Source organism: Archangium lipolyticum (assembly GCF_024623785.1).
GTDB lineage: Bacteria > Myxococcota > Myxococcia > Myxococcales > Myxococcaceae > Archangium > Archangium lipolyticum.
In genome coordinates this window covers 420,790-438,731 of the sequence record NZ_JANKBZ010000003.1, presented here as the reverse complement: position 1 = coordinate 438,731, position 17,942 = coordinate 420,790, and the positions used below count along the sequence as shown (strand labels likewise).

Below are 17,942 nucleotides of genomic sequence, written 5' to 3'. Positions count from 1 at the left end.
CCATGCTTCGACTTCCTCGCGCCAGACGGGCCCTCCTCTGGTCGTGCTCGCTCTCCCTGCTGTGCCACGCCCTCCCCGTGGGAGCCCAGGAGCGGACCGGGGAGGGTGCTCCCGCCGGCCCGGACTCCCAGGGCGAGACGTTGGTGACGTCCTCCAGCGTTCCCAAGCCCCTGCTGCCCGCCTCGCGCGTGGGCTCGGAGGTGACGGCGGAGGAGCTGTCCCGCCGCCCCGCGCGCTCCACGCCGGAGGCGCTCCTGGAGGAGGAGGGCATCTTCGTCCAGCGCACCAACCACGCGGGCGGCCATCCCATCATCCGCGGCCTGCTCGGGCACCAGGTGCTCATCCTCGTGGACGGCGTGCGCCTCAACAACGCCGTCACGCGCGCGGGCCCCAACCAGTACCTCAACACCGTCGACCCGTTCCTCGTCGATCGCCTGGAAGTGGTGCGCGGCCCGTCCTCGGTGCTCTACGGCTCGGACGCGCTGGGGGGCGTCGTCAACGTCCTCACCCTGACGCCGCGCTTCGCCTCCGAAGGGGAGAAGCGCTTTCCCGCCAGCGCGAGGTTTCAGGCCGGGAGCGCGGACCTGAGCCTCCAGGGCAGCCTGCGGCTGGGCGTGGAGCTGCCGGACACCGCGGCGCTCGGCGTGGTGACGGGGCGTGACTTCAATGATCTGCGGGGCGGGGCGGCCATCGGCGTCCAGCGCTACACGGGCTACTCCGAGTACGACGCGGCGGTGAAGGTGCGCCAGCGGCTGGCCCCCGGCGCCATCCTCCTGGTGCAGTACCAGGCCGCGCGCCAGAGCGATGCTCCGCGCACGGATCGCTCGGTGCCCGGCGACTTCCGCGTCTTCTCCCTCCAGGAGCGGGACTTCCTCCACGGCCAGCTCACCGTGAGCGGGGCCGGGCCCTTCCACCGCCTCCGCGTGGACGCGAGCGCGTTGCGGCAGGGCGAGCGCACGGACCGCTTCCGCGTCTCGCGGGACCGCATCGAGCGCGAGGACTCGAACGTGTGGACGCTCGGCCTGCGCGCCGAGGGCGAGCGGGGCTTCGCGTGGAACGGCGCGAGCCTGCGCGTGGGCGCCGACGTCTTCCACGACAAGGTGACGGGCGGGGCCACCCGGGGAGCCATCCTCGTGCCGGGGGACTTCTCTCCGCGTCCGGAGCTGGCGCGCTACCCCGGCTCGCCCACCTCGCTGGCCGCGGGCCTCTTCGGCCTCTTCCAGATGGACCTCGGCTCGAACGCGACGGGGCACGTGGGCGCGAGGGCGCAGCTCAACCGCACCCATCTCCCCGAGGACGACCGGCTGGCCCTGCAGTTCCCCGGCAGCCCCGTGCTGGCGGCCTCCACCGCGCAGGCGCTGGGCGTGGCGGGCGAGCTGGGCCTTCAACAGCGGGTGAGCGAGGATCTCACGCTCTTCACCAACCTCGGCACGGGCTTCCGCGCTCCCAACGTGGACGACTACCTGCGCCTGGGCGCGGAGGGTCCGGGCTACGTGTTGCCCAGCCGCGAGCTGTCCCCCGAGAACTCGTACACCGCCGAGGTGGGCGGGCGCTTCCAGCGGGGCGAGGTGGCGCGGGTGCAGGCCGTGTATGCCTATACCTTCATCGACGGGCTGGTGACGGCGGTGCCCGGGGCGCTCAACGGCGAGACGCATACCCCGGACGGGCTGGCCTACCTGGCGCGGACGAACGCGGACAACGCGCAGGTGCACGCGGTGGAGCTCTCCGGACAGGTGCGGCCCGTGCGCTCGGTGACGCTGCTCGCGCAGGCCGCGTGGGTCCTCTCCACGCAGAAGCGGTTGGATCCGCTGCGTCCCGAGGCGCCGGCCGAGACCGAGCCGTATTCCAAGTCCCCACCGCTCAACGGGCTGGTGCGGGCCACCTGGGAGCCGGTGGACTTCGCCTTCGTCGAGGGGGTGTTCCAGTGGGCGGCGAAGCAGGATCGGCTGAGCGCGGCGGACCGCGAGGACATCCGCATCTGCCCGGAGTCGCCCGGCTGCGAGGGCACCCCGGGGTGGGCGGCGGTGCACCTGCGGGCCGGCGCGAGCTGGCGCTGGCTCACCGCGACGCTGGAGCTGCGCAACCTCACCGATGCCTCGTACCGCTCGCACGCCTCGGGCGTGGACGCGCCGGGCCGCTCGGTGACGCTCGCGCTGGAGGGCCGCCTGTGAGGAAGGGTTTGCTGTGGGCCGTGATGCTCGGAGCCCTGGGTTGCCACTCGGGCCTGGGGACTGCGTGCGACGCGGAGACGACGTGTCCCGAGGGACTGGTGTGTTCCTTCCCGCCACCGCCGAAGGAGGGAGGGGAGGGCCTGAAGGGACTGTGTGACTACCCGCCGCGGGGCCTGGACGAGCCCTGCTCCCAGGCCGCCGAGTGCGAGACGGCCCTGACGTGCTCCAACCACTTCGAGCCGAACACCCGCTACGGCCGCTGCGTGCCCAGGCGGGCCTCGGGCGAGGCGTGCTTCCAGGATCGCGACTGCGCCACGGGCAGGTGCGAGGGCGCGAGTGGCTCCGCGCTCGACGGCACCTGCGCGGGCTGAGGGGCGTGTGAAGCAGAAGGGGCCCGGGCCCCGTGGCCCGGACCCCCGGTGACGTCAGCTCTGACTGCTCTGGATCAAGGCGTCAGCTCCCAGACCGAGCGGCCGAAGGTGCCGACGCGCACGAGGCTGGAGTCCTGGAGGATCTCCAGGTCGGTCACGTTCACCAGCGGCATGCCGGTGCCGAAGCGGCTCCACGTGGCGCCCGCGTCGGTGGAGCGGTACACGCCCAGGTGCGTGGCGGCGTACACCGTGGTGCTGCTGCCCGGATCCACGGTGATGCTGTTGACCGGGACGCCGGCGGGCAGACCGGTCTCGCTCACCGTCCAGGCGGCGCCAAAGTTCGTGGACTTCCAGGTGTGGGCCTTGGTCCCGTCCGGCGCGACCGAGGAGACGTAGAGGGTGTTGGGGTTGGCCGGATCGAACTCCACGTCGCTCAGGCTCAGGCCGTTGTTGGGCAGCGCCGCGGCCTGGGTCCAGCTCGTGCCGCCGTTGTTGGTGAGGAACACGCGGCCGGCGTTGGCGACGATGCCGAGGACGCTGCCGTTGCTCTTCGCCGTGCCGATGCCACGGATGAAGATGTCGGTGGGCAGGCCGGTGGTGCCGAGCGCGGTCCACGACGTGGCGTAGTTGGTGGACTTGTACACCTTGGTGTTCACGAAGGTGTAGACGGTGTTGCCCGTCGCGTCGCCCTTCCAGGTCGTCAGCACGGTGTTGAACGGCGCCGTGCTGCTGTTGTTGCTCTCGGTGATGCCGGTGCTGGCGGAGGCGAAGTTCAGGCCGCCGTCGGTGCTCTTGTAGATGCGGGCGTAGTACAGCGTGCCGAGCATCTGCTTGCCATTGGTGGCGTGGATGTCGCAGCCGAAGCCGTCGCCGCCGAGCTCCTGGTTGTAGACGCTGGTGGCGCCCACGCGCACGCGGGTGCCGTTGTCCTGCATGCCCGCGATGACGGCGTTGCGGTCACCCGCCGACGAGCCGATGTCATAGATGAGGTGCGAGGCGATACCCACGTTGAGGGCGTCGCTGAAGCTGGTGCCCCCGTTGGCCGTCATGAAGACGCCGCCGTCGTTGCCCACGTACAGCTTGCCGCCCGTCGGGTCGAAGGCCGCGGCGTGGAAGTCCGCGTGCACGTACGGCAGGCTGAACTGGCCGAGCCAGTTGGTGACCTGGGAGTAGGTCGAGCCACCATCGGTGGTCTTCGCCATGTGCAGCGCGCCGCCGAAGTAGACCAGGTTGGGGTTGGTCGGGTGGACGACGATCATCTGATCGTACCAACCCTGGGTGTTGAAGAGGGCGCTGACCTGGCGCGCCTCGGTGTTGCCGTTGGAGTAGCGCTTGCCGGCCGCGCCGAGCGCCGTGAAGCTGGTGCCGCCGTTGGTGGACTTGAAGATGTCCGCCAGGTTGCCGCTGGGGTTGGAGGCCAGCACGTACACGGTGGTGGGGCTGGAGGGCGCCGTGGCGACGGTCATGCGCTCCAGGCCGGCCGTGGAGGTGACGCCCGTGGCGCGCGTCCACGTGGCCCCGTTGTCCGCCGTCACCCACACCTGGCCCTGGGTGTTGCCGCTGGCGGCGGAGGGCTGGGCCTCGAGGGTGATGACGAACTTCGAGCCGCCCGCGTGGGCGATGGACCAGCCGGAGGGCGTCTCCGTGTAGCCGGTGGACAGGCTCACCTGGGACCAGGTGGCGCCCGCGTCCACGGAGCGGAAGATGCCCGCGTTGGTGGTGGCCAGCACGATGTTGCCGTTGCCCGGTACCACCTGGATGTCGGTGATGGAGGAGGCGTTGCCCAGGTACACCGGGGCGAACCAGGTGTTGCCGCCATCGGTGGACTTCACCAGGCCGATGCCGGTGCCGTCGAACGGATCTCCCAGGCCCAGGTACAGCACCTGGCTGTTGTTGGGATCCATCTCCAGCGAGCCGACGGACAGGCTGCCCAGCGTCTCCGTCTTGGGCGTCCACGTGGTGCCGCCATCGGTGGACTTCCAGACGCCGCCGCCCGAGAAGGCGATGTAGAGGGTATTGGGGTTGGTCGGGTCGACGATGATGTTGCGCACCCGGCCCGCGTCCGTCTTGTTGAGCGAGTAGCTGCCGTTCTGCAGGTAGTCGGCCTTGGTGGGACCGATGTTCACCCACGTGGTGCCCGTAGCCGCGATGGTCGCGGTCGGATCCGTCACCGGGGCGATGGCCGAGGAGATGCCCGGGAGCTGCGAGGCATACTTCTCACGCTCCTTGCGCGCCGCCTCGTTCATGAACTTGCGGAACTCGAGCGACCACGGCCCGCCCTTCTTCGCCTTCTTCGCCTTGCCGTAGGCCTCGTTGTACCACTGGTCCCGGAACTCACGCCGGGCGTTGGCGTCGTCACGGTCATGGTCCCGCTCCTCGGCCAGCGAGGACAGGGGGGCGAGGGTCACGGCGATGGCGGCGGCGAACAACCGGCGCCAGCTCTTCTGCGAACGCATCTCACGGCTCCTTGAGGTCCCGAACTTCTTATGGAGGACCCCCAGGAACAGTTATCGCTCACAAAACTTGAGAATTCTACAATTATAAGAATCCGAGTTTCGGGGCGTTGAGGGCCGCCATCCGCGTGCCGACCGTGTGCAGGCGGTGGCGGAGGGCCAGGGGTTCGATCACCTCGACGCCATCGCCCAGGCCGGTGAGCTGGTCGACGGCGACGTCCTCGCTCTCCAACTGGAGGTCCACCGTGCGCCAGCCGTCCGCGTCCGGTGGCCCGGCGTCGTCGAGCATCCGGCGGACGGCATCATGTGGGACGAGGTGGGGGAGGCGCTTGTACGCGCGGGGCGAGAGGCGGACGCGGCAGGGCCAGGTGAGCAGGGATCTGTCGAACTCCGCGGAGGAGCGGGCCCACCAGGCGGCGAGGTCGAAGTCCTCCGGACGGACGAAGGTCTCGGGCCGGACCTCGGCCCGGTGGATCCGGCTGAGCCGGTACGTCTTGGGGGCTCCGCGGTGCCGGGCGATCAGGTACCAGGTGCCCGATTTGAGGATGAGCCCGAGCGGGTCCACGCGGCGGCTGGCGGCTCCATCGCCGTAGCGGATGTCGAGCCGGTGGCCCGTCCAGACGGCCTCGGCGGTGGCCGGCAGTGCGTCGAGCGGCTCGGGGCGGGAGAACCAGCCGGGCGCGTCGAGCAGGAACCGCTCCCGGATCCGGCTGGCCCGGCCTCGCAGCTCCACCGGGAGGGTGGCATCCACCTTGGCCCTGGCGCTCACGGCGACCGTGGCCAGGCCGAGGTCGGTGAGGGCTTGAGGCGCCCCGGAGAGGAAGAGGGCGGTGGCCTCGTCGGCGGTCAGCCCGTCGAGGCGCGTGCGCCAGCCCTCGACCAGACGGATTCCGCCGTTCGGACCCGGCTCGGTCCACACGGGGACGCCGGCCGCCATCAGCGCCGCCACGTCGCGGTAGAGCGTGCGGACGGAGACCTCCAGCTCGGTGGCGAGCTCCGTCGCGGTGGCACGTCCGCGCCGCTGGAGGGTGAGGAGGAGGGCGAGCAACCGGCTGGATTTCATCGCCCGCGACACTGCCAGAAAATCCCTGACAGGAGTTGTCAGGGATACCCTGGCAGGCTGGGACCATGACACGAACCCAATACTACGTAGCGGCCAGTCTCGATGGTTACATCGCCGACGCGGAGGGCCGTCTGGACTGGCTCTTCCAGTTCAATGACGTCGAGGGAGTGACGGAGCACTATCAGAAGTTCCTCGCGGGCGTGGGCGCGCTGGCGATGGGCGCGGCGACCTACGAGTTCGTCCTGGGCGAGAAGCTGGAGAGCTGGCCCTACGCCGGCATCCCGACGTGGGTGTTCACCCATCGCGAGCTGCCCCGCTTCCCGGGTGCGGACATCCGCTTCACCGCCGAGGACGTGGGGGCCGTCCACGAGCAGATGGTCCGGGCGGCGGGGGGGAAGAACATCTGGCTGGTGGGGGGCGGCAACCTCGTGGCCCAGTTCGCGCGGCGGGGCCTCCTGGACGAGCTGCTGCTCGGAGTCATGCCCGTCGTGCTCGGAGGCGGGATTCCGCTGCTGCCCACCCGTCTTTCGGGGGTGCTCGAGCTCAAGGACCTCACCCGCTTCGGCCGTGGGGCGCTCGAGCTGCGGTACGAGCTGCCTCGCGGCGCTGGCGGCTCCTCCGTGTAACCCTACCCGAAAAGTCACAATCCGGTGTAGACTGCGGAGGAGCCGTGGAAGCGGGAGGCCGCTTCGCGGGTCCTGACCACGAAGGTAGGAGGAGCGGGCATGGGGAAGGGGAAGAAGCCGGCAACCTATGAGGACATCGAGGCGCTGCCGGTCGGGTGGGTGGGGGAGATTCTGGGGGATGAGCTGGTGGCCTCGCCGCGACCGGCCCTGCCTCATGCCCGGGTGGCATCGGCACTCAATGCCTTGTTGAGCACGGCTTTCGATCTGGGCCACCCGGAGATCCGGGGCGGGTGGTGGATTCTTTCCGAGCCAGAGCTTCATCTCGGTCGGGACATCGTGGTGCCGGACCTCGCGGGCTGGCGACGCGAACGGATGCCAGACCCCTCCTTCATGGACGAGCCTTTCTCGACGGTGGCTCCCGATTGGGTGTGCGAGGTGCTCTCGCCGTCCACCGTCCACGTCGACAGGGAGCGCAAGCTGCCGCTCTACCACCGTGAGGGTGTGAGCCATGTCTGGCTCATCGATCCGCCGACGCGCACCCTGGAGATCCACCGCCGCCGGGAGCGGGACTGGTTGCTCGCCGCCAGCCACCGCGGCGACGGGGAGGTGCGCGCCGAACCGTTCGACGCGGTCCCGTTGAGGCTCGGCGCCCTGTGGTTGCCCCGTTCCGGAGCAACGCCGACTCCCATTGCTCCTGCCTGAGCCGGGTCCTGGCTGACATGTCAGGGCACGGTGCCGACATGTGGACCGGCACGCGAGACCACATGCAACCCCCTGTTTTTTCTCGGGTCTTCCCTCATTCGAGATTGGCCAGGGATTTGAAAGGTGCCGGAGCGGCAGTGCAGGGACTCCTGCCTGCTTCAACTTCTCACCACCTTTCGAAGAACCCACCATGTCATTCGCGTTCCGTCCGCTGTCTCGCCTCACCCGGGGGCTGATGCTCGCTTCCTGTCTCGGGCTCGCCGCCTGCAACAACAAGCCCCCGGCGCAGGAGGAGCCGGACGACAAACCCGATGTCTCCAAGATCGTCCGGCCGGCTGACGCCATCGCGGGCCAGTACCTCTTCGTCTTCGACGACGCGCTCGTCACGCCGGACATGGTCCGGGCCACGGCCCAGGAGCTGCTCGGCAAGCGCGGCGGCTACCTGCTGGAAGTCTACGACGGCGCCCTGCTGGGCTTCTCGGCCAACGGGCTCGATGACAACAAGGCGCTCGCCATCGCCTCGGATTCGCGCGTGAAGTCGGTGGGCCAGGATGGCTGGGTCAAGCTGGAGGGCATCCAGGACAGCGCCACCTGGGGCCTGGATCGCATCGATACGCGTCCCCGGGAGCTCGACCAGCGCTACGTGCAGAGCACCACGGGCAAGGGCGTTCACGTCTACGTCCTCGATACGGGCATCCGCTCGTCCCACGCCGAATTCGGCGGGCGCGTCGGCAAGAGCGCGACGGCCATCCTCGACGGGCGGGGCGCGGAGGACTGCAATGGGCACGGCACCCACGTGGCCGGCACCATCGGAGGCTCCAGCTGGGGCGTGGCCAAGGACGTCACCCTCCACTCCGTGCGCGTGCTGGGCTGCACTGGCGCGGGGAGCATCAGCGGAATCCTCGCGGGCATCGACTGGGTGACCAAGAACCACCAGAAGCCCGCGGTGGCCAACATGAGCCTGGGTGGCGGTGCCTACGCGCTCATGGATGACGCCGTCCGCAAGTCCATCGCGGCGGGCGTGACGTACGTCCTCGCGGCGGGCAACAGCGACGCGGATTCCTGCGGCTTCAGCCCGGCGCGCACCCCCGAGGCCCTCACCGTGGGCGCCACGAACCGCGAGGACAAGCGCGCCTGGTTCTCCAACTGGGGCTCCTGCGTGGACCTCTTCGCGCCCGGCCAGGACATCACGTCCACCTGGTACACGGCCAACGATGCGACCCACACCATCAGTGGCACCTCCATGGCCGCGCCCCACGTGGCGGGCGTGGCGGCGCTCTACCTGGAGAAGAACCCCACGGCCCCCCCCGCCAACGTGGCGCGGGCCATCCTCGACGGCAGCACCCCGGACGCAGTGCAGGACGTGAAGGGCTCTCCCAACCGGCTGCTCTACTCGCTCGTCATCCCCTTCGAGGGGGATTGGGTCGAGGTGGCGGGGACGGGCGGCACCACGATGCAGCTCTCCGTTGGCAGTGCGAGCTCCATCTGGGCGCTCGACACCGATAGCAAGCACTACAAGTGGAACGGGTCGGCCTGGGACTATCAGCTGTGCTGCGTCTCCACGCTCTCCGCCGCCGCGGATGGCACGCTGTGGGCCACCAATCCTCCGGACCAGATGCGCGTCCTCCGGTGGGCTGGCACCGAATGGGACGCGTTCAGCATCACCCCGGGGATGAAGCAGGTCGCGGTCGTCAACGCGAACACCGTGTGGGGGTTGGACGACGAGGGCTTCCTGTTCCTGTGGAACGAGGCCAACTCGAACTGGGACAAGAAGATCTGCTGCGTCACCCAGATCTCCGCTGGCTCCGATGGTGAGCTGTGGGGCGTCAACCCGGCGGACTCCCTGCGTGTCCTGAGGTGGGATGGCACCCAGTGGGCGTACGGTGGCATCCCCACGGGGATGACCTCCGTGTCCGTCGGCAACGCCGCCAACATCTGGGCCCTCGACGACGCCAACAACGTCTACAAGTGGAGCGGCTCCGCCTGGACCCGGATGCCCGGCGCGCTGAAGCAGATCTCCGCGGCGGCCGACGGAACGGTGTGGGGTGTCACCCCGAAGGGCGGCATCGTCCGGTACGTCAAGCGCTGAATTCCAGGTAACGGCGGAACGGGGTGCCCCCCCGAGGGGGGCGTCCCGGATCCGCGATGCAGCGGACAGGCTCCGGGCGTTGTGGGTCGCCCCGCGCGTCCGGGCGTGATAGCCCCTCGTTCGTGAGCAACTCCTTCAAGTCCCTCGGTCTGTCCGCTGAATCCCTCGATGCGGTGCGGCGCGCCCGCTTCGCCTCGCCCACCCCCATCCAGGCCCAGGCCATCCCTCCGGCGCTCGCCGGACGGGACGTCATCGGCTGCGCGGCCACGGGGACGGGCAAGACCGCGGCCTACCTGCTGCCCCTGGTTGAGCGTCTGGCCGGTGAGCCGGGCCCGGCCGGGCTGGTGCTCGCCCCCACGCGCGAGTTGGTGCAGCAGATCGCCGACGAGGCCGCCTTCTTCGGCGAGCCGCGCGGTGTCACCCGGGCGGTGGTCATCGGCGGCACGGACATGGGCGCCCAGGTGGAGGCGCTCCGCCAGCGTCCCTCGCTGATCCTCGCCACCCCGGGCCGCCTGGCCGACCTGCTGAAGGCGGGCGCGGTGAACCTCTCGACGGTGCGCATGCTCGTGCTGGACGAGGCGGACCGGATGCTGGAGATGGGCTTCATGCCCGAGCTGTCACAGGTGCTCGCCGCGCTGCCCCGCGGGCGCCAGACGCTCCTGTTCTCCGCCACCCTGGGCCACAACGTGACGCGCTTCGCCCAGGAGGTGCTGCGCCGGCCCGTCCGGGTGGAGGTCACTCCGAGCGGGACTCCCGCCGCGCGCGCCGTGCAGCGGGCGTACGAGGTGGATCCGTCGGAGAAGTACCCGCTGCTGCTCAGCCTGCTCGCGAGGGATCAGCTGAGCGCGATCGTCTTCACCCGCACCCGGGAGCGCGCGGAGAAGGTGCAGGAGGTCCTCAAGCGGGCGGGCCACAAGAGCGCCCTCATCCACTCGGACCGCACGCAGGGACAGCGCCGCCAGGCGCTCGAGGGCTTCCGGCGGGGGCAGTACCGCTGCCTGGTGGCCACCGACATCGCGTCGCGCGGGCTGGACGTGGATGACATCGGCCACGTCATCAACTTCGACCTGCCGCACTCCCCGGAGGACTACGTCCACCGGATCGGCCGCACGGCGCGAGCGGGCGCCAGCGGGCGTGCCTCGACCTTCGTCACCGAGCGGGACGAGGAGACGGTGCGCGCCATCGAGCGCATCATCCGCATGGAGCTGCCGCGCGCCGAGGTGCCGCGGGAGGACTCCGTCTTCCTCGAGGAGCTGGAGGCGTTCCGGTCCGGGCGGGAGGACGACGACCTGTTGAAGTCCCTGGAGGACGCACGCCCCCGCGCCCCGGAGAAGGCCCGTGCACGCCCCGTCCGCGCGAGCGAGGGCCGGGAGCGCCGCGGCGGGGACGACAGCCGCCGTGAGGCTCCGGGCCGTGGCAGGGCGTCCACTCGCGGGACGGAGCGCCCGTCCGCTCCGCGCAAGGAGCGCGCGGCGGGCCGGGACACCGCCCGTGGAGCGAAGGAGACGCGGGGAAGGAGCGCCGGGCAGGGGCGGAGCAGCGCCCGTGGCACGGCGCGCCCGGGAGGCACGGGAGGAGGGCGCAAGGGGGGTCCTTCGCGCGGAGCGGGCCCGTCCCCTCGTGGCCGCGGCGGCGGGGGACGGCGGGGCCGGTAGCCTACAGCTCCACCTGCGTGCCCATCTCCACCACGCGGTTGGGCGGGATGCGGAAGAAGGCGGTGGCCGAGCGGGCGTTGTGGCTCATCCACACGAAGATCGCCTCGCGCCACCGGGCCATGCCCGGCTTCTTGGTGACGATGAGCGTCTCACGGCCCAGGAAGAAGCTGGTGCCCATGAGATTGAACTGCAGCCCGGCTTCCCGCATGCGCTTGAGGATGTCGGGGACGCTCGGATCGTCCATGAAGCCGTAGCGCGCGTACACGCGCTTGAGGCCGAGATCCAATGACTCGATCTCCACGCGCTCGCTGGCCGGCACGTGGGGCACGTCCAGCGTCTGGATGGTGAGCAGCACCGTCTGCTCGTGCAGGACCTTGTTGTGCTTGAGGTTGTGGAGGAGCGCGGAGGGCGCGATCTCCGAGTTGCCCGTCATGAAGACGGCCGTGCCGGGCACTCGCGTGGGCGGATGATCCCCGAAGCTCTCCAACAGGGCCTCGATGGTGAGCGCCGCGGCGCGCATCCGCTCGGCCAGCAGCTCGCGGCCGCGCTTCCACGTCGTCATCAGGGTGAAGATGATCAACCCGAGCGTGAGCGGGAACCAGCCGCCATCGGGCACCTTCACCACGTTGGCGCCCAGGAACGACAGGTCGATGGCCAGGAACACCGCCGACACCGGCAGCACCACCGCGCGGCTCATCTTCCAGCGCTCACGGGCCACCACATACGCCAGCACCGTGGTGATGGACATGGCGGCCGTGGTCGCCATGCCGTAGGCGGCCGCCAGCGCGCTCGAGGAGCGGAAGGTGAGCACCAGCAACACCACGCCCACGAGCATCGCGAGGTTGAGGCCGGGCAGGTAGATCTGCCCTTCCTCCTGCTCGGAGGTGTGCACCACCTCCATGCGTGGGCTGTAGCCGAGCTGGATGGCCTGGCGCGTGAGGCTGAACGCCCCCGAGATGAGCGCCTGGCTGGCGATGCTCGCCGCCAGCGTGGCGAGCGCCACCAGCGGGTAGAGCAGCGGCTGCGGGGCGAGCTGGTAGAACGGGTTCTCCGCCGTGGGGTCGCGCAGCAGGAGCGCGCCCTGCCCGAAGTAGTTGAGCAGCAGTGAGGGCAGTGCCACCGCGAACCACGCCAGCCGGATGGGCCTGCGGCCGAAGTGGCCCATGTCCGCGTACAGCGCCTCGCCACCAGTGATGACCAGGATGACCACCGCCAGGAGCAGGAAGCCGTGCACGCCGTTGTGGAGGAAGAACTCCACCGCGTGGCCGGGCCACACCGCCCTCAGCACGTCCGGGTAGGCCAGGATGGAGCGCGCGCCCAGCACGGCCAGGGTGCCGAACCACAGCAGCATCATCGGCCCGAAGATCTTCCCGATGCCGGCCGTGCCCCGGCTCTGCACCAGGAACAGGCCGATCAGGATGACCAGCGTGAGGGGCACCACATAGGGCTCGAACACGTGCGTGGCCACGTTGAGGCCCTCGGTGGCCGACAGGACCGAGACGGCCGGGGTGATGACCCCGTCACCGTAGATGAGGCCCGCGCCAAACAGCGCCATCCACACCAGCACCCGGCGCTTGCGGTCCGGGGTTCCACCGGGCGTGCGGTGCATCACCAGCGCCATCAGCGCCAGCATTCCGCCCTCGCCGCGGTTGTCCGCGCGCATGACGAAGGCCAGGTACTTCATCGAGATGACGATGATGAGGGCCCAGAAGAACAGGCTGAGCACCCCCAGCACGTTGGCCGCCGAGGGCTCGATGGCGTGCGGCCCGTGGAAGCACTCGCGCAGTGCGTACAGGGGGGAGGTGCCGATGTCCCCGTAGACCACGCCCAGTGCTCCCAGCGCCGTCAGCGCGATACTACGAGGGGAGTCGGGTTCGGAGCCGGTAGGGGAGGGAGAGGAGTGCATGGACGCATTCACCGTGGAAGACCGCCAGCCTTAGCGCACACCCCGCCCCATGGCACCCAATTCCGTGAGTTGGGGGTCCAGGGAGGAGGAAAAAAACACTGGGGGTGAACAGGTGCGCCCTCCACCCGGGCCCCGGGCCGGGTCCTTGGGGGGGGGTGTAGGGAGCACTGGTACTGTCCCCCCCGTCGTGAAGGCCACACAACATGCAGAGGAGAGGCTCATGGGCGCGCTGGATGGAAAGACCGCGATCATCACGGGAGGCGGTTCGGGAATCGGCTTCGCAATCGCCGAGCGCTTCGTCAACGAGGGGGCGAACGTCGTCATCGCCGGGCGGAGCCAGAAGCGGCTCGACGAGGCGGTGGAGAAGCTCGGACGCAATGCCCGGGGCATGGTCACGGACGTCGCCGATGAGGCCCAGGTGCGGCGGCTCATCGACTCCGAGTCTCGCATCGACCTGTTGGTGACCTGTGCCGGAGGGGCGGTGTTCGGCCCGGTCGAGCAGGTCCCCACGAAGTCCTGGCGTGAGCTGTTCGATGGCCGCTTCTTCGGGCAGCTCTCCGCCTGCCACTACGCCGTCCCGAAGATGCCTCCGGGCAGCTCCATCATGTTCTGCTCGGGCATCGCCGGCCATGCCGCCCTGGTGAACTACGCCGGGGGCGCGGGCCTGTGCGGCGCGGTCAACGCCATGGGCCGCTCACTCGCGGTCGAGCTGGCCCCGAAGGGCATCCGGGTGAACGTCCTCTCGCCCGGGCTGACCCGCGGCACGGCGATCGACTGGCAGGTCCCTCCCGAGAAGCTGGACGAGTTCATGGCCGGCCTGATGAGCAACATCCCGATGAAGCGCGCGGCTTCCGCGAGCGAGATGGCGGACGCGGCCTTCTTCCTGGCCACGTGCACGTATGCCACCGGAATGGTGCTCGACATCGACGGTGGCTGGACCGCCGTCTGAACCGGGGTCCGTCAGCGCCAGGCACCGTGTCTGGCGCTGTTGATGTAAAGTTGCAGGAGCAACCCCATTATCATTCGCGCCACGTTCGTCAGGTATTGACGGATGGTGGATATTTCATTAGAAACTCTTTCTCGGATTCCAGCTCTGTCCTGGCGCGCTGATCCAATCACATACAGCCAAGGAGTTACCGAGATGCGAAGCGTGTTCTCACGATCCGCGGGCATGTGGCGTCCTCTTGCCCTGGCCCTGGGTTGCTCTCTCGTCACGCCGTTGCCGGTGCTCGCGGCACCGGGACAGGGTGATGCCCAGCGGGAGGCCGCCCGTTCGCCCGCGCGGGTCGTGGATCTCGAAGGGACCCGGACGGCCATCACCGCCATCCAGTCGCTGCAGGGCGCGTCCCTGGCGTCCGAGGGCCGCTACCTGCTGGTGACCGGGTCCGGGCTCGCCTTCCATCGCACCTCCCAGCCCGTTCACGGCCTGCGGACGGTTCCCGTGTCCGGCTCGGCGGTCGAGCTCTACACGTGGGAGGAGGAGCTGCCCATCGGAGGCCGTCAGCCCCACTACGCCTACAGCCGGGAGGGAGTCGCCGCCATCGGGCGCGTGCGTCCCACGAGCTATGTGGTGCGCCTGCAGGATGCCTCGTTCGATCCGCTCCAGAACGCCGGGCTCGTCGCGAACGCGGAGCTCGCGGCCAGCGCGGACAACACCCTGCACCTGGTGCAGTTCCTGGCGACGCCGCTGCCCGAGTTCCGTCAGGCCATCGAGGCCCAGGGCGGCAAGGTGCTGCGCTTCCTCGCCGATCACACCTTCCTGGTGGAGATGAGCGCGCGCTCGCGGGCGAGCGTGGCGGAGCTGCCCTACGTGCGGTGGATTGGCCCCTACCACCCGGAGTACCGGCTGGAGCGTGAGCTGCGCGAGTCGCTCGTGGGCCTGAAGGCGGCCCAGCCGGAGCAGCGCTACTCCATCATGCTCGGCGAGGGCGGGGAGCGGCGGCAGGCGGACGTGGCCCGGCAGGTGCGGCGCCTGGGCGGCAAGGTGGAGCTGATCGAGCCGGGAGGCCTGCGCGTCGAGGCGACGCTCACCCAGGCCCAGCTCCAGGCGCTGGCGCGCTCCAACGACGTGCAGTTCATCGACCGGTGGGGTGGCCCCGGCGAGGTGGACATGGACATCGTCCGCGAGACGGGCGGCGCCAACTACGTCGAGACGCTGAAGGGCTGGACGGGGCAGGGCGTGCGCGGGGAGATCTTCGACACCGAGCTGCTCACCACGCACCAGGAGTGGTCCACCGCCCCCCTCATCCACAGCACGAGCTCCTCGAGCAGCAGCTATCACGGCACCAGCTGCTACAGCCACAACTTCGCCAAGGGCGTGAACGCGGGCGCGCGCGGCCTGATTCCGAGCGGCCAGGGCATCTTCTTCCTCTACAGCGAGTCCTCCCAGTTCGGTGGCTCCAAGTCCCGCTACACCATCAACCAGGAGCTGACGGATCCGGCCGGGCGCTACCGCGCCGTCTTCCAGACGTCCAGCGTGGGCAGCGCGCTGACGACCTCGTACACCACCATCTCGGCCGAGGTGGACGACTACCTCTTCAAGCACCCCATCCTCAGCACTCAGTCGCAGAGCAACTCCGGCACCCGGAACTCGCGCCCGCAGGCGTGGGCGAAGAACATCGTCTCGGTGGGCGGCGTGCGCCACAGGAACACCCTGGCGCGCACGGATGACTACTGGGGCTCCGGTGGCAGCATCGGCCCGGCGGCGGATGGGCGCATCAAGCCGGACCTGTCCTTCTACTACGACTCCGTCCGGGGCGCTTCGGGCACCAGCAACACCAGCTACACCGAGTTCAGCGGCACCAGCTCCGCCACCCCGCAGACGGCGGGCCACTTCGGCCTGCTCTTCCAGATGTGGCACGAGGGCGTCTGGGCCGGCCACGGCCTCAAGACCGACGTCTTCACCAGCCGCCCGCAGATGGCCACGGCCAAGGCGCTGATGATCAACAACGCGTGGCGCTACAACTGGGTGGCGGGCGGAACCAACGCCGACCTCGACCGCTACAAGCAGGGCTGGGGTACGTCCGACCTCAAGCGCCTGCTCTCCCGCGCTCCGGTGACGAGCGTCATCGACGAGACCGACGTCATCACCCCCCTGGGCGTCAAGAGCTACACCGTCGACGTCACCGCCGGTCAGACCGAGCTGAACGTCACGCTCGTCTACACGGACCCCATGGGCACGGTGGGCGCGGCCCATGCGCGCGTGAACGACCTGTCGCTGCGGGTCACCTCTCCCTCGGGGGTGGTGTACTGGGGCAACAACGGTCTCACCGCGGGCAACTTCTCCACGCCGGGCGGCAGCTCCAACACCGTCGACACGGTCGAGAACGTCTTCCTCCAGAACCCCGCGGCCGGTGCGTGGAAGGTCGAGGTGCTGGGTGACGAGATCGTCCAGGACGCGCGTCTCGAGACGGCGGCGGTGGACGCCGATTACGGCCTGGTGGTGAGCGGCGGGCTCATCCGGAAGTAGCGGCACGAGGTCTTTCCCCGGGGCGGGCGCTCCTGCTACAGGGTCGCCCGTCCCGTTTGGAAGGACACATGGGGCGGCTTGTGTGGAGGTCGGGGCTTGTGGCACTCACCGGCCCGTGCTCCGTACCGACACCGAGGAACCCGTGAACCCGATGACCCACGCTGGCGAGCGCAAGCCCCTCGCGGCGTGGGTCGTCGTGTCGATCGGGGTGTTCGCCCTGGCGCTCCACGCGGTCGTGTTCCAGGTGCAGGCGGACTGGGCCGTCTTCTACAAGGCGGGTGCGAACGCGCTCGCCGGCCAGCCGCTCTACCGCTACGAGGACCTCCCCTGGGTCTACAAGTACGCGCCCGTGACCGCGTACCTCTTCGCGCCCTTCGCGGCCCTGCCGGAGACGGTGGCCCGGTGGTCCTGGGTGCTCCTCAACGCGGCCGTGCTCGTGCGCGCCTTCCACGTCTGGGCCTCGATGATGCCGCGCACGCTTCCCCGGTGGGCGCACGCGCTCGTCGTGGTGCTGGCGCTCCCGTTCATCAAACAGGTGTTCCTCTACGGCAATTGCGACACGCTGCTCCTGTGGCTGGCGCTCGAGAGCGAGGCCCTGCGGGGCGCACGGCCCATCGCGTCCGGTGCCCTCCTGGCGGTGGCGTGTCTCTTCAAGCCGCCGCTCGCCCTGCTCGCGCTCGTGGCGGTCTTCTCGCGGGAGTGGCGGCGGGTGGCCGCCGTGGGGGTGTTCGGGCTCGCGCTGCTGTTGCTCCCGGTGTTCTTCCTGGGGCCCTCGTTCGCCTGGAGTGAGATCCTCGCCTGGCGGAAGATGCTCGAGGACTCGACCGGCCCGCTCATCTGCGCCAACCAGAACCAGGGCGTCTTCGGCATCGCCTGCTGGTTCCTCTCTCCCGCGGATGGTGCCCGCTACACGCTGCTCGCGGCGGGCCTCGGCCTCGCGCTCGCCACCGTGCTGTCGGCGCTCCTCGCCGCCCTGGCCCGGACCGACGCCGCTCTCGGCCGGCTCGCCGTGACCGCGGTCGCGGTGTACTGCACGGCCGTCCTGTCACCGCTCGGCTGGCGCAACAACCTCGTGATGCTCGTGCCGCTGCTCTTCCTGCTGCTCGACGCGGCCCTGCTGCTGCGCTCCCGGGCCACCTTCGCCTGGGCCCTGGCCGCTCCGGGGCTCGGGACGCTCATGGGGTTGCTCGCCTATGAGATCCTCGGCCGCGCGCGCTTCCAGCACTTCCTCGAGCTCCGCCCCTTCGGTCTCTGTGCGGCCGTGACGGCGGTCACGGCGCTGGTGCTCCAACTCCGTGTCGCGCGCAAGGGGTTCGTGAAAGCTCCCGCCGAGCAACACTGAGTCTGTACGTCGCGCGACAGTTCGCCGGGGCTCCGGGGCCCGGGACCGGACTCCCCTGGCTCTTGTGGTTGTAGGGGAGGGCGCTCGTGGTATGG

At 69.9% G+C, this 17,942-nt stretch carries 12 protein-coding genes; 9 read left to right on the top strand and 3 right to left on the bottom strand.

Annotated features, from left to right (window positions below; translation table 11 throughout):
* The first annotated feature begins 2 nt into the window (after positions 1-2).
* Positions 3-2,171 (top strand): TonB-dependent receptor, encoded by a 2,169-nt coding sequence (locus tag NR810_RS08890; protein ID WP_257450148.1) that lies wholly within the window; start codon positions 3-5, stop codon positions 2,169-2,171.
* Positions 2,168-2,542: a P2X purinoceptor gene (locus tag NR810_RS08885; RefSeq protein ID WP_257450146.1), complete on the top strand. Its 375-nt coding sequence runs from the start codon at positions 2,168-2,170 to the stop codon at positions 2,540-2,542. The genes NR810_RS08890 and NR810_RS08885 overlap by 4 nt, the downstream gene beginning before the upstream one ends.
* 74 nt (positions 2,543-2,616) lie before the next feature.
* Here the strand turns inward: NR810_RS08885 and NR810_RS08880 are convergent, their stop codons facing one another.
* Together NR810_RS08880 and NR810_RS08875 are read right to left on the bottom strand one after the other, a co-directional pair.
* Positions 2,617-4,998 (bottom strand): WD40/YVTN/BNR-like repeat-containing protein, encoded by a 2,382-nt coding sequence (locus tag NR810_RS08880; RefSeq protein WP_257450144.1) that lies wholly within the window; start codon positions 4,996-4,998, stop codon positions 2,617-2,619.
* Between the two features lie 82 nt (positions 4,999-5,080).
* Positions 5,081-6,043, bottom strand: coding sequence for a helix-turn-helix transcriptional regulator (locus NR810_RS08875; protein WP_257450142.1), 963 nt, complete (start codon positions 6,041-6,043; stop codon positions 5,081-5,083).
* An 80-nt stretch (positions 6,044-6,123) separates the two neighbouring features.
* On the opposite strand from NR810_RS08875, the gene NR810_RS08870 reads away from it, so the two are divergent.
* The 4 genes from NR810_RS08870 to NR810_RS08855 all read left to right on the top strand — a co-directional run bounded on the left by NR810_RS08870 (position 6,124) and on the right by NR810_RS08855 (position 11,130).
* A complete protein-coding gene (locus NR810_RS08870; RefSeq protein WP_257450140.1) occupies positions 6,124-6,684 on the top strand; it encodes a dihydrofolate reductase family protein in 561 nt (186 codons plus the stop codon).
* A 99-nt stretch (positions 6,685-6,783) separates the two neighbouring features.
* On the top strand, positions 6,784-7,386 hold the full coding sequence (locus tag NR810_RS08865) for a Uma2 family endonuclease (RefSeq protein WP_257450138.1): 603 nt from the start codon (positions 6,784-6,786) through the stop codon (positions 7,384-7,386).
* 190 nt (positions 7,387-7,576) lie between these two features.
* Positions 7,577-9,475: a S8 family serine peptidase gene (locus NR810_RS08860; RefSeq protein WP_257450136.1), complete on the top strand. Its 1,899-nt coding sequence runs from the start codon at positions 7,577-7,579 to the stop codon at positions 9,473-9,475.
* A 122-nt stretch (positions 9,476-9,597) separates the two neighbouring features.
* Complete coding sequence (locus NR810_RS08855) at positions 9,598-11,130, top strand: DEAD/DEAH box helicase (protein WP_257450134.1); 1,533 nt, start codon at positions 9,598-9,600, stop codon at positions 11,128-11,130.
* A gap of 1 nt (position 11,131) precedes the next feature.
* On the opposite strand, the gene NR810_RS08850 is transcribed toward NR810_RS08855, so the two are convergent.
* Complete coding sequence (locus tag NR810_RS08850) at positions 11,132-13,036, bottom strand: potassium transporter Kup (protein ID WP_257450132.1); 1,905 nt, start codon at positions 13,034-13,036, stop codon at positions 11,132-11,134.
* Positions 13,037-13,256: 220 nt separating this feature from the next.
* Here NR810_RS08850 and NR810_RS08845 point away from each other — a divergent pair, with 220 nt between their 5' ends.
* From NR810_RS08845 to NR810_RS08835, 3 genes are all read left to right on the top strand, one after another.
* The gene (locus NR810_RS08845; protein WP_257450130.1) at positions 13,257-13,985 is read left to right on the top strand and encodes an SDR family NAD(P)-dependent oxidoreductase; all 729 of its coding nucleotides are present in this window, start codon (positions 13,257-13,259) and stop codon (positions 13,983-13,985) included.
* Between the two features lie 222 nt (positions 13,986-14,207).
* Positions 14,208-16,505: a S8 family serine peptidase gene (locus NR810_RS08840; RefSeq protein WP_257450128.1), complete on the top strand. Its 2,298-nt coding sequence runs from the start codon at positions 14,208-14,210 to the stop codon at positions 16,503-16,505.
* A 151-nt stretch (positions 16,506-16,656) separates the two neighbouring features.
* Positions 16,657-17,847: a glycosyltransferase family 87 protein gene (locus NR810_RS08835; protein WP_257450700.1), complete on the top strand. Its 1,191-nt coding sequence runs from the start codon at positions 16,657-16,659 to the stop codon at positions 17,845-17,847.
* Positions 17,848-17,942 lie beyond the last annotated feature (95 nt).